Source organism: Massilia norwichensis, assembly GCF_024753245.1.
In the GTDB taxonomy this organism is placed as follows: Bacteria; Pseudomonadota; Gammaproteobacteria; order Burkholderiales; family Burkholderiaceae_D; genus Telluria; species Telluria norwichensis.
In genome coordinates, this window is the sequence record NZ_JANUGX010000028.1 from 1 (window position 1) to 12,727 (window position 12,727).

The following is a 12,727-nucleotide window of genomic DNA, read 5'->3' on the forward strand; positions in this document are numbered from 1 at the left end:
TTCTGGATGTCAAATCTGAACGTTACCGGCGGTCCGCCTATAGGAGTAACAGACGTGTCGCCAAAACGATGGGGAGCGCCTAACGCGGCCATGCTTGAAGAGAAAGAAGTTATGCGCGTGGCCAACTGTCTATATCCAGTCCATGCAATGGGATATAACTGGCTCCAAAGCAACGCTGTGTCCGCCAAGAAGACGGCCGCCCGTATCAGAGATCTCATCAAATCATATCAAGCACATGGTCACAAGTGTGACAAAGTGATTCTGGTTACCCATTCAATGGGCGGCATTCTGGCGCGCGCTCTAATTCATCCTGAGATGGGCGGCTTGAATGATTGCGTTCTAGGCATCTATCACAGCGTACAACCGGTTTACGGTTCTGCAGCAGCATACAAACGCGTCCGTAGCGGAGTAGACGGCCATTTGCCTGCTCCGGCCATCATCGGAAATACGGGGCAGGACGTCACAGCGGTATTTGCCAATGCCCCCGGTCCTCTTGAACTTCTACCAACGCCAGAGTATGGCCATAACTGGTTAAAAGTCCAAGACCGCAATGGCAAAACCTTGGCGCAATGGCCAGCAACCGCAGACGTATCGGCAGCACCCTCCGACGCAACCAACGCGGTGGATATGAGCGGAGCACCGCTGGGCGATATTTACACCCAGGAACCTGAAAACTGGTGGCGCTTGATTAATCCGAAGTGGACAAACCCGGCGAAGAAGAAATTCAAGGGTTCATCGGCAACGAAGTTAGTTAATGAAAGGATCGCCGACGCCCAGGCATTTCACGCCAAAATCAAAAATACGTTCCACGCCCATACGTACGCCAGCTACGCAGCCGATGCAAAAAACCCGACACATGGCAGCGTGATTTACAAAATCGAGCCTTTATCCCATGCAGACATTCACGTCAATACGGCAATTGCAGCTGCAAAAGAGTCGCCACTGTTGTGGAGACTGGTAAGCGAGGACGGGACAGGCGATCTGATTGTTTCCTTGAAAGACCAGCGCAGATTTAAATTGAAACTCCTGCCGCCGCAGGACGCGGGAGATGGTACTGTTCCTTCCGATTATTCGGCAGCGAAAGTAAAAGCGGCTGTGCACTTTGTCCAGACCGGGTATGACCATCAAGGGAGCTACAAGGCGGATGCGGTCAGTGTCTCCATGCTATATGCGATGATAAAGATTGCCAATACCGCCGAGGGGTGGAAGACCTGATACGAATATGACGTACTCTGTTGTCAACACCTGATTTGCCAATTCAAACAGAATCAGGACATTGCTGCCTAAATAGTTTTCACATCTATTAACAATGAATAACCCCATTTCAAAACCAGAATCAAAAAAACGACTCATATTCACGGCCTTAGCTGGTGTCATTGCCACTGCAGGCCTTTTCCTCTTTCTTCATCATCAGGCCTATTCTTACGAGGACACTGGCGTGCCAACTCAAACCGAAATGTCTCCCCGACTGAAAAAATTGTTTGCAAAAACAAAAGCTGTCTGTTTTGGCCGGTATGTGCTCGACGTTCCTGAAGAAGCGCAGCTCATCCTGGGCAATCAAGAAATGCCAGCAGAAATAGTTACGCATGAGAATGCGGCGGGAAAGGAGAAAGATCTGGTAGAGGCATTTCGCAAAGCAACTCTTATAAAGCGAGAGAACGCAGAATTTACATCCCTCTCAGCCGGCCCGGTTCCAAACAGCTTGTTACTGCGTTACTTCGGTAGTCCTTATCTGAAATCGGTCGGCGCTGAGGGGATCATGAGTTTCGTCCCCGCAGGCACCCATGTTTTCGAGTTCGGCTGGGGATCCGGAGATGAAGAGAGCGCCGATCAAATCATAAGACAATCGGCTGACATTGCGCGCAACCTGCGCGCCCGTGATAACACGGAAGTACCGAAAGGCCCGGGCGCTTGCATCGACTTGGGCTTCATTGCAGAAACGACCGGGAAATTCCAGGAGATATTCTCGGCTGGCGTTCATTTCCCAAGCCTGCCTGATGTAAGTTTTTCCGTGATGTCAAATAAAGATGCCAGCACCGATGGCCCCAATGGCGTGGGCATCATCGCGCGTCACGAGGCTGCCATGCGGGACCAAGGCGTTGTTTTTCCGTTTGATACCGGACTAACACGTTTGCGCATGGGCAAGCATATCGTTAATGGCTGGAATGGCGAAGAGGTCTTGTTGCGGCATAACGGAAAAGATGGCGTGATGATCCACGAGTTCATGTGGGAGGCTATCGGAAAAACTGGTGATTTGCGTCATCCCGCGGCTGTCGACATCAATCTCGATACCGGTGTGGCTGCGAACACAAAATACGCAGTAAAAGGTTCGCTGACGGATGACGAAGCCGTTGCTCTCTGGGATAAACTTCTTTCTAGCCTCCGTTTTCGGGATTGATAGGCAAAGGCATACTATCGGTTTTAGCAACTACTGGAATTAAGCCAGCAGCGTGGTCGAAATAATGAAACTGCTGCGGAGAGGGTGCGAAACATGTCAATGAGAATCATCGTTGTGGGCGATTCTACCGATCATGGCGGCAAAGTGATCAGCGGCTCGCCACAGCACGACGTAGACGGAAAGCCCATCGCGCGGCTTGGCGACCAGGTGGATTGCCCTCAGCATTACCCGGGTGGTAAACCGCACGGAGTCAACAAGATCATTACCGGCCACTCCAGCGTGACCGTGGGAGGTATAGCGGTAGCCGTGGAAGGCTGTGTCACGGAATGTGGATGCAAGCTGATCGGCTCGCACCGGGCCAGCGTGGGCTGACCGGGCTCGATCACTGTGCCGCGAGCTCACCATGTGACGTACTTGTGACGTGACTCCTGATAAGTTACCATCCCTCCCCTTTGGTGTGGCTGGTTATCGCATCTGGCAAGCGTTGCAAGTCATTGATTAATAAAGGTTGTCCGTGCCGACCCGGCGACTTTTAATCCGTTGGTCGCAGGTTCGAGCCCAGCACGGCCTACCAGAATTTAGTTGTAAGCATTGAAGGCGTTGCGAATTTTTCGTAACGCCTTTTTTGTTTTTGGTGCGCCTATCCAATCATCGTACGCAAGACCTCAACCCCATCCGGATCCCCCTTCAGCCTCTCCGCCGCCGCACAGATCTTCCGGTAATAGACCCCATTCCGCACCCCGCGATAATCCTTGTAAGCCTCGGCGATCGGATCGGCGCTGCCCTCGCGCCTGGCCTTGTCGATCAAGGCCTGCAGGTAGCGCGTGCCGGTGCGGATATTGGTCGCCTCATCGATGAATGCGGGGCTGTCGTGAAAGGCATCCGCCTCCTGGTAAAGCGCCGCCTCGGGCCGACGTGCGTGCAACGGCTGGCGCAAATTGTCGAGCCGGAAGAGTTCGCGGTTTGCGACCTTCAGCAGCTGCATCAGGCCGCGCGCGCTGCTGCCCTCGGCCTGCGCCGTTTTGTCGAAGCGCGATTCAATGTAGATCTGGCAGACGATCATCTCGGTGCTGAGACAGGACTGGTTGTTTTCCTCGACCAGCTTCCTGATCGCACGCAGGCGCGCCAGCTGCGCTTCCGGTGATATGGCCTTGCCCTGCCCCGGCGACGAACCCCGTTCAAGCTGCCTGTCCATGTCTGCCTCCTTGCCAAGCGCGCAGATCCATGGTCCCGCCAGCCCCATCCGTCATGCTTGAGTACGCTCAAAATCCATGCAGGATGGGTAGAAATCATGTGCACAGAAAAAGTTGCTCGACCTCAACGGACCCGGCAATTCCCCTCCGTTCGTTTCTTAAAGGAATATTCTTATTGTCGGGTACGATTTCACCACTGCAGCACTCAACCACTCAGCCGCCATGCCCCTCGATCTTTCAGACACCCTCGTCGTCGGTATCTCCGCCACTGCCCTGTTCGACCTGGCCGAAGCGGATGCCGTCTATAAAGCCAAATACGCGAAAAACCCGCAAAGCGCGCTCGACGAATACCGCGCCTACATGCTGGAACGCGAGAACGAGCCGCTGCGCGACGGCACCGGCATGCCGCTGGTACGCGCCCTGCTCGGTCTGAACCGCTTTGCGCCATCGGAATCGAAGCCGCTGGTCGAAGTCGTGGTCATGTCGCGCAACAGTCCCGAAACCGGGGTGCGCGTGTTCAACAACATCCGTTCGCGCGGGCTACCGATCTCGCGCCACGCCTTCACCGGCGGGCAGTCGGTGGTCGACTACCTGGATGCCTTCGCGGTCGACCTGTTCCTGACCACCAACGTCGAGGATGCCCAGCGCATCATCGATGCCCAGGCCTGCGCCGCCGCCGTGCTCAAGCCGCCGCCGCATGCGGGCGAGGCGCCGCTCGAGGATCAGGTGCGCATCGCCTTCGACGGCGATGCCGTGCTGTTCGACGATTCGAGTGAGCTGGTCTACAAGACCGAGGGCCTCGGCCGCTTCCACACGGTCGAAGACGAAAAGCAGAACGAGCCGATGAACGATGGCCCCTACGCCATCCTCCTGCGCAAGCTGGCCAAGCTGCAGCAAAGCCTGCCCTTCGGCGCGGATGCCTCACCGGTGCGCATCGCCATCGTCACCGCGCGCAGTGCGCCGGCCGAGATGCGGGTCATCAATACCCTGCGCCACTGGGGCGTCTACGTGAACGAGATCTTCTTCCTGGGCGGCGTGCCGAAGTCGAAGGTGGTGAAAGCCTTCCGTGCCCACATCTTCTTCGACGACCAGGACCTGCACCTCGATCCAGCCGCCAAGCACGTGCCCTCCGGCCGCGTACCCTACCGCTCGGATTCGCCGCTGTACTCGCCGCTGGCAGGCGTCGACCTGGCCGACGAGCCGCCGCTGCTAATCGAGAAAGTCGAAACCACCTGAGCGCCACCGCGCACCTCGAAACGGGCGCTCGCCACCGCGCGCCCGTCCTCCCCCACCAGCTTGACTTCATGCTTGCCCGGCACCGGCGCCCAGCCTTCCGCCAGCCTGGCCTGGTCCAGCTTCTCGCCGTCCAGTACCCAGGCCAGGCCGCGCTCGCCCTGCGCTGTAAAACGCACCCGCTGCAGTTTTTCCGGGATGTCCGGATCGAGCGCGATCAGGCTGGAATCGGCCGGGTACACGATCTTCGGCTGCCGCTGGCCTGGGGCCAGCAGGGTTACGGCCGCGGTCTCGGTGCCGCGCACGAACCATTCGCTGCGTGGCGGCTCGACGGCCGGCGTGAAGGCGACGTTCTGCCGCACCAGGCCCGCGGGGACGGCCGGCGCGCGGCCCGGGCTGGCGCGGTGCAGGTAGTCCATCACGTCGCGCCACACCGGCGCCGCCCCCGAGACGCCGGACACGTCCCACATCGGACGCCCATCGAAGTTGCCGACCCAGACCCCGACCGTGTAGCGGTCCGAGTAGCCGACACACCAGTTGTCGCGCATGTCCTTGCTGGTGCCGGTCTTCACCGCGCTCCAGAAGCTGGTCGCCAGTTCGTTGCGCAGGCCGAAGGTCACGCTGCGCGCGCCGCGGTCGGACAGGATGTCGCCGACGATGAAGACGGCCTTCTGGTCGAGCACGCGGTGGCGCTTGTCAGGCCCGCGCGCGCGCAGGGTCACGCTGCCCTGCATGCCGCCGTTGGCCAGCGTGCGGTAGGCGTTGGTCAGTTCCAGCAGGCTGACGTCGGCCGAGCCGAGCGCCAGCGAATAGCCGTAGAAGTCCGCCGCTTCGGTCAGGCTCGATAGCCCGACCTCGCGCAGCCGTTCGTGGAAGCGCTCGACGCCCGTCAGCATCAGGGTCCGCACCGCCGGGATGTTCAGCGAACCGGCCAGGCTGGTGCGCACGCTCGCGACCTCGTGGTAGCGACGGTCGTAATTCTGCGGCACGTACAGGCCGCCGACGGTCGGGATGTCGACCGGGGTGTCGTCCAGCAGCGAGGCGGCGTGCAGGATGCCGCGCTCGATCGCCAGCTCGTACAGGAAGGGTTTCAGCGTCGAGCCGGCCTGGCGCAGCGCGGCCACGCCGTCGACCTCGCCGGTACCGGTATTCGCAACGTAAGCGAGGATCTCGCCGCTGTCGTTGTCCAGCACCAGCACGGCACCGTCGCCGACGTTGCGCTCGGCGAGTTCGGCCAGGTGGCGGCGCAGGGTCGTGGCGGCGAAGCGCTGCAGGTCGGCGTCGAGGGTGCTGCGCAGTACGCGCTGAGGCGCGGCGCCGTCCATCAGCAGGCGCGCCACCTGGGCCGGCGGCCGCTTGAAGGCGGCGCCCTGGCGGCCCAGCGCCACCTCGGCCTGCCATTCGATCGTCGCACAGGAGGACGCGGCTTTCAGCTCGGCGGCCAGCGCACAGGCGCGCCGTGCGAGCTCGCGCGTGGACGCGCCCGGCGCGCGCAGCAGGCTGGCGAGGATCGCCGATTCGCCGGTGTCCAGGCCGGACGGCGCCTTGCCGAACAGGCCGCGCGCCGCCGCGCCGATGCCCTGCAGCTCGCCGCGAAAGCTCGCCAGATTGAGGTAGGCTTCGAGGATCTGCTGCTTGCTCCAGCCGGCTTCCAGCTCGCGCGCGGCCAGCGCCTGGTCCCACTTCTGGCGCCAGTTGCGGCCGGCGGCGCGCGCAGCCAGCGCCGGGTCGAGCAGGCCGGCCAGCTGCATGGTGATGGTCGAGGCGCCGCGCAGGCGCGCCTGGCTGCCGTGCACGCGAAACAGGTTGTCCCAGGCCGCCTGGCCGACCGCCTTCAGGTCGATGCCGCCGTGCTCCATGAAGCGCTGGTCTTCGGCCTGCATCACTGCGCGGCCCAGCGCCGGCGAGATGTCGGCAAGCGCGACCCAGGGCTGGCGTCGCGCTGTCATGTCGATGCGCACGCTCTCCACCGGCACCCCATGACGGTCGAGCAGCTGCGCCTCGGACGGCTGCCAGGCCGCCTTTACCTGGGCCGGCGTCGGCACCGCGGCCTGCGCCTGCACGCCGAGTCCCAAAGCGAGGACGAGCAGCAGGCGCTTCACGGTCCCACCGTCAAGGCGGCATTCGGCAGCTCGCCGAACATCTCGGGGTTGTACATCGCCTCGATGCGCGTCAACGGCATGCTGAAGCGTCCTTCGTTATTCAGGCGCACCGTGTACTCGACGCTGAAGCGGCCCTTGGGGACGAATTCGTAGTAGGAGCGGAAGGCGCTTTGCGTGCGTTCCTGGAAAGCCGGATAGACCCAACCGCGCGCGCGCTCGCCCGAGGAGGCGATCTGGCTGTCGCGACCCAGTCCCGTACCGAGGATGCTGGCGCCGGCCGGGACCGGATCGTCGACCACGACCCAGGTCATGTCGGCCTGGGCGTCGATGTCCAGGCGCACGCGGTAGACGTCGCCACGCGACCACTGGCCCCGGGTTTTCTGCTCGACCGGCGTGACCGTGCGCACCATGCGGTAGCCCGAGGACAGCGGCGCCTTGAGCGGAATGGCGGCCAGGCTGCGCACCGTGGCCCAGGGCTTGCCGGTGCCGAGCTGGCGCAGGGTCAAGCTGGCCTGCCCCTCCGGCCAGGCCTGCAGCACGGTCGAGGGAACGGTACCTGTCCACGACGCCGCACCCAGTGTCAGCTGCGCCTTGCCGCTTACCGGCTCGGCCTCGTACTTGCGCGAGAAGGCGTCCATTGCCACCACGCCCCAGGCGTTGGCGGTGGTCGTGCCCCAGTGGCCGCGCTGCTGGCGGCCCAATGCGCCGCGCGCCAGGCGGCCGATGTCGGCCTGCCAGAACGGATCGCCGATCGCGGCCAGCAGCAGGCGGTTGGCGTTGGCATCGCTTGATGCCATCAGCCACCACCAGTCGTCGCTGCGCTCGGTCGAAAAGCCCAGGATCGTGCCCTGCAGGTGCATACGCGCGCGCAGCACCTGGCGGGCCTGCGCAAGTTGCTGGTCGCGCTGCGGCAAGCCGGTGCTGCGGGTGAGAATCTGGTACCAGTCGAGGACAGCGGAGGTCGGCCACAGATTGGGCTGGACCGTGATCGCTTCCAGCATGGCCGGCGTCACCTTGCCGCTCCTCGACAGCGCCTCGAGCGCCGACAGCTTGCGCACCGTAAGCTCGCCGCTGGCGATCAGGTACGGCTGCGCCAGCCTGCCTTCGACGAAGGCGCTCAAGCCGGCCTCCATGCGTTCCTTCAGCTCGTCCGGGATCGCATAGCCCGCCTCCGCCGTTACCGACAACACATAAGCCGTCAGGATGTCGCTGCCCCGCTCCATGGGCGCGAAGTACTTGACCAGGCCATTCGGATCGAGGTGGGCCGGCAGGGTCGCCACGGTGGCGTCCCACATCGCCTGGTCGCGCAGCGCCACCGAACGCGAGGTGCGCTGCTCGAAGCACGTATAGGGATAAGCGCGCATGTAGTCGCGCACGCCGGGCAGTTCGCCGCCCAGGCGCGCGGTCAGCAGGGTCTGGATGCCGCCGCGTCCCGGCAATGCATCCGCCGGGCGCTGCACCGGCAGGGTCTTCTCGCCGTCGAGCTGGATCAGGGTCGCCTGGAAGGTACGCACCGGCACCGCGACGCCGACCTGCTGCTTGATGCGCATGCGGTCCTGCGCGCCTTCGCCGGCATTGCCCTCGACTTCCCACTGCAGGGTCTGGGCCCCGGCGGGCACCTGCACGGTCCAGCCGATCTCGCGCGCCTCCCCCGGCGCCAGCGTGGCGCTCAGCGGCGCCAACGACTGCCCCTTGCCGCCGTCCGCGGCCATGCTCGCGGCGAGGCGCACCGCCAGTTCGCGCTGCGAGGCGTTGCGTACCGTGAAGCCGGCGCGGAAGGTATCGCCTTCGCGCACGCTGTTCGGCAGGCCGGACAGCAGCATCAGGTCCTGGGTGGTGCGGATGTCGGCGCTGCCGGTGCCGAACAGGCCGGCGCCGCCGCTGGCCACGGCGACGATCCTGAAGCTGCCCAGCGTGTCGTTGAGCGGCACCTGCACGCGCGCTTCGCCGTCGGCGTCGAGCACCACCTTCCCTTTCCACAGCAGCAGGGTCTCGAACAGTTCGCGGGTCGCGCTGCGCCCGCCGCCGCCGCCATGCGGGAAGGCCTTGCGGCCGAAGTGGCGCTTGCCGATCACCTGCATCTGCGCGGTCGCGGTCTCGACCTGCAGGTTCCGCTCGCGCATCATGGTCTCCAGCAGGTTCCAGCTGGTGTTCGGCATCAATTCCAGCAGACCGGCGTCGACCGCGGCCAGCGCCACCTCGGTCCCCGCCGGCAGTTCGCGGCCGTCCGGCGCCGTGACCTTCACCTTCACGCCGGCCTGCTCGCGGATCTTGTACACGGCGCGTTCCGGCGTCACCTGTACCTTCAGTTCGTGCGGGGCCCAGCCGACCTTCAGCGCCGCGATCCCGAGTTTATAGGCCGGCTTGCCCAGGTCGACCAGCGCAGTCGGCTGCACGCCGGCCACGCGTCCACGCACGACCAGCGTGGACACGAACACATTCGGCGCATAGCTCGCCTTGACCGGAATGCGCACCACCTGCTCGCGGCCCGACAAACGCCGCACATAGCTGTCGAGGATGCCCTCGCGCTCGACCGTCACCAATACCGTGGCGTTGCGAAAGGGACTGCGCACCTGCAGCGTCGCGGTCTCGCCGGCTTCGTAGCGCTTCCTGGCCGGCAGCAGGTCGATGCGGTCATGGTCGCCGGCCGCAAACCACTGCTCTTCGCTGCCGGCGATCCAGACTTCGCGCTGGGTGGCCGTCACGCGTCCCTGCGGGTCGCTGGCACGGGCGCGCAGGATCAGATCGCCCCCGGCCGGCGCGCGCGTCGCGCACAGCAGCAGGCCGCGCGCATCGGTGACGCCGCTGCAGGCTTCGCCCAGGCGCCGGATCTCGCTGCTGTGCTCATACGAATAGAAGCCACCGACCAGGCGACGCCGGTGCGAGGTGGTCTGGCGCGTGAAGAAGTCGACGCTGACCGGCACCCCGGCCACCGGCTTACCTGCGGTGTCGAGCACCACCGCCTGGAACTTGACCGCGTCCCTGGTCAGCAGCCAGCCGTCCGGTTTCAGGCCCACCACGTAGGCGGACGGCCACAGCGCCACGCGCGCGGCCACCGTCGAGGTCTCGCCGTTCGCATCCTGGTACGACAGCTCGGCCAGCAGGCTTTTCGGCTTGTCGATCGCCGGCAGGTGGTCGACCGCGATGCGGGCGCCGCCGGCGCGATCGAGGCTCAGCGACTGGGTGCGCGCCGCTTCCAGCTGGCTGCCGCCCTCCTCGCCCGTTTCGCCCGTTTCGCCCTCGGGTGCGGCCTCTTCCTCATCCTCGCCGGAACTGCCCTGCGCCACCACGCCTTCCTTGACGTCGCCCAGGCCCAGGCTGAATTCCTCGTAGTCCGGGAACTGGATGCCTGTGTCCTGCACCACGCTGCGCAGCTTGACCGGCGCCTGCGCGGCCGGGCCGCCGGACAGATAGCCGACCTGGGCATCGAAGCGCACCGCGGATGGGGCGACCTGCGCCTCGGCCGGCGCCTTCAGCACCGCCTTCATGGTCGGCACGCGGAATTGCTCGACGCGGAACGACCCCGACACCATCCCGCCGACCAGCACGTCGTAAACGCCCAGCTTGGCGTCCTGCGGGATCTTCCACTCGCCCTGGGCGGCACCGTTCTCATCCCAGGCCAGCGCGAGCTCGGTCTTCTCGCCCGTTCCTTCATGGACGATCCAGGCCTTGGCCGGCAGGGGGCGCTTGTCGTCGCCGAGCTCCTGGGCGCGCCAGTCCTGGCTGGCGGCCGGCGGCTTGTCCTTGGCCCGCACGAAAGCGAAGCCGCTCGCCGTATGACGGCGCAGGAAGTGCTTCATGTGCACCGTCTCGCCGGCGCGCAGCAGGCTGCGGTCGAACACGGTGGCGGCGATGCGGCTGTCGTCGAAACGCCCGCCGGTCGGCAGGTTGAAGCGCCAGTTCTCGATGCCGTCGTGCCACTCCGAGAGCGTGAAGGTGAAATCGTCGCCGCTGCGCGCGCTGATGAAATAGCCGTCCTGTTCCTTGCAGCGCGCTGCCGGCAGCTCCTTGCGGATGCGCGCGATGCCCTGCGCGTCGCTGGTCCCGCTCCACAGCAGGCGCGCGGCGCAATCGCGCACCTCCACCTGGGCGTTCGCCACCGGCATGCCCTTGTCGAGCGAGGTCACCCACACCAGCGAGGATTGCGCGCCCAGTTTGACGTGCGCCGCCATGTTGGTGACCAGCGCGCTGCTCCTTACCCAGGCGGTGCGGCCCTTCGGATTCAGCGCGGCGCCCAGGCGCGGGCTTTCGATCTCCACCACATAGAAGCCGGGCTCGCGCAGCGGGATGCCGATCACCTCGAAGGCGCGGCGCCCGCCCGGCTTGGGCAGGGTGAAGCGCTGCAGCGTCTCGCCTTTGGCGGCGGCGCCGGCGAACACCGAGGACTCGAGCTGCTTGCCGGACGGTTGTTCCGGCGTCCGCCCGCCGTAGGGGCCGGCCAGCCTGCGCATCCAGGCAAGGATGTCCTGCTCGCGTCCGGCCTTCAGGCGCAGCGCCGCGCCACTGCTGCGCAGCGTCAGCGCCAGCTTCGGCTCGACATTGCGCACCGTGACCGGCAGCATGCGGTCGCCCTTCGCTTCGAGGATGCCGAAGCCCGCGGCAAATTTCACCAGCGGCGGCGCCTCGCCGGTGCGCACCGGCAGCGGGAAGCGCGCACGGTTCAGCAGCGGGCGGCCGGCGTCGTCCTTCAGGCCCTCCGGCAGGTGCAGCGTCAGGCTGGCCTGCGCCGGGAAAGGCCCCGGCAGGCTCACCGAATCGACCGTGCCGGCGCCCGCCTCGTCCTTGCCCAACAGCGCCGGATGGCGCTTGCCGCCCGCTTCTTGCAGGTAGATCGCGCGTGCGTCCGCCACTGCGATCGGGGCGCTGAAGCTGACCTGCATCGGCAGGAAGGGAATGCACTGGCTGCGCGCACTGACCCGCTCGCAGCGCAGCCGGGCGCTGAAATCGGGCCGGGTCCGGAAAGCCAGCAACTGGTCGGTGGTGGTCGCGACGCCATTGGCGGCGGCGATGCCGGCGCCCCAGGCCAGCGCCACCTTCGTATCGGCCGGCAGCGTGCGCTGGCATTGCAGCACCAGGAAGCGGTCAAGCTTGCCGGCCTTGTCGTCGGCTTTCAGGCGTGCGGGCGTATAGGGCTGCGCGGCCGCCTCGCTGTCTTCGTTGTGCAGCGCCCGCTGCACCATCCAGCGGTTGGCGAGCAGCGCCTGCTCGCGCACCTCGCCGCTCAGGATGCGCACGCCGATCTTCTCGGCGATGCCCTCGGCCTGGCACCACGCATGCGCAGCGACGGATTGCGGCGTGGCCGGCGCCGACAGCGCCAGCAGGAAGGGCTGGCGCTCGTCGATCCCAGTGCTGCCGTCGAAGGGCGCGGTCTGCAGCACGGCAGGCCCGCCGGTGTTCATGAAGAATTCGTGCCGGCCGGCCAGCGGGCGCCCGTTCAGGTCATGCGCGTCGGCGCGCAGCATGAAACGGCAGCGTGCGGCGCCCGGCAGGTCGCGCTCGAAATCGTAGACCCAGGTGCGTTCGTCGACCCAGCGTCCGGTGCCGGGCACCGGGCAGTCGACTTCGATCGGTGCCGGCGCACGCAGGTCGCCGAAGGGCACCATGGCGTTGGAGAAGCGCGCCGTTGCCTGGCGCACCTGCCCGACCACGCCCTCCGGCGTGAACGATTCGATAGCGGCGGGCGCCGTCTGCGGCATCTGCGCAGTTTGCGCGGCTGCGCCGCCACACCAGCCCAGGACCGGGACCAGCACCATCACCCTCAGCACCTTCAATAGTACCCTCGCGCCACGCATCGCATTCCT

The 12,727-nt window shown here is 65.1% G+C and carries 7 protein-coding genes; 4 read left to right on the plus strand and 3 right to left on the minus strand.

Features of this window, described 5'->3' with window-relative positions; genetic code table 11:
* From NX782_RS20260 to NX782_RS20270, 3 genes are all read left to right on the plus strand, one after another.
* A partial coding sequence (locus tag NX782_RS20260) for an esterase/lipase family protein (protein WP_370661818.1) occupies window positions 1-1,215 on the plus strand: 1,215 nt, incomplete at its 5' end.
* A gap of 94 nt (window positions 1,216-1,309) precedes the next feature.
* The gene (locus NX782_RS20265; RefSeq protein ID WP_258847295.1) at window positions 1,310-2,398 is read left to right on the plus strand and encodes a T6SS immunity protein Tli4 family protein; all 1,089 of its coding nucleotides are present in this window, start codon (window positions 1,310-1,312) and stop codon (window positions 2,396-2,398) included.
* Between the two features lie 93 nt (window positions 2,399-2,491).
* The gene (locus tag NX782_RS20270; RefSeq protein ID WP_258847296.1) at window positions 2,492-2,770 is read left to right on the plus strand and encodes a PAAR domain-containing protein; all 279 of its coding nucleotides are present in this window, start codon (window positions 2,492-2,494) and stop codon (window positions 2,768-2,770) included.
* A 268-nt stretch (window positions 2,771-3,038) separates the two neighbouring features.
* Here the strand turns inward: NX782_RS20270 and NX782_RS20275 are convergent, their stop codons facing one another.
* Entirely contained in the window at window positions 3,039-3,593 is a 555-nt protein-coding gene (locus NX782_RS20275; RefSeq protein WP_258847297.1) for a transglycosylase SLT domain-containing protein, read from the minus strand.
* A 220-nt stretch (window positions 3,594-3,813) separates the two neighbouring features.
* On the opposite strand from NX782_RS20275, the gene NX782_RS20280 reads away from it, so the two are divergent.
* The gene (locus NX782_RS20280) at window positions 3,814-4,827 is read left to right on the plus strand and encodes a 5'-nucleotidase (protein ID WP_258847298.1); all 1,014 of its coding nucleotides are present in this window, start codon (window positions 3,814-3,816) and stop codon (window positions 4,825-4,827) included.
* Here NX782_RS20280 and pbpC read toward each other — a convergent pair.
* Window positions 4,734-6,926: a penicillin-binding protein 1C gene (pbpC, locus tag NX782_RS20285; RefSeq protein ID WP_258847299.1), complete on the minus strand. Its 2,193-nt coding sequence runs from the start codon at window positions 6,924-6,926 to the stop codon at window positions 4,734-4,736. The two genes, NX782_RS20280 and pbpC, sit on opposite strands and share 94 nt — an antisense overlap.
* Complete coding sequence (locus tag NX782_RS20290) at window positions 6,923-12,679, minus strand: alpha-2-macroglobulin family protein (RefSeq protein ID WP_502572702.1); 5,757 nt, start codon at window positions 12,677-12,679, stop codon at window positions 6,923-6,925. The genes pbpC and NX782_RS20290 overlap by 4 nt, the downstream gene beginning before the upstream one ends.
* Window positions 12,680-12,727: the final 48 nt, after the last annotated feature.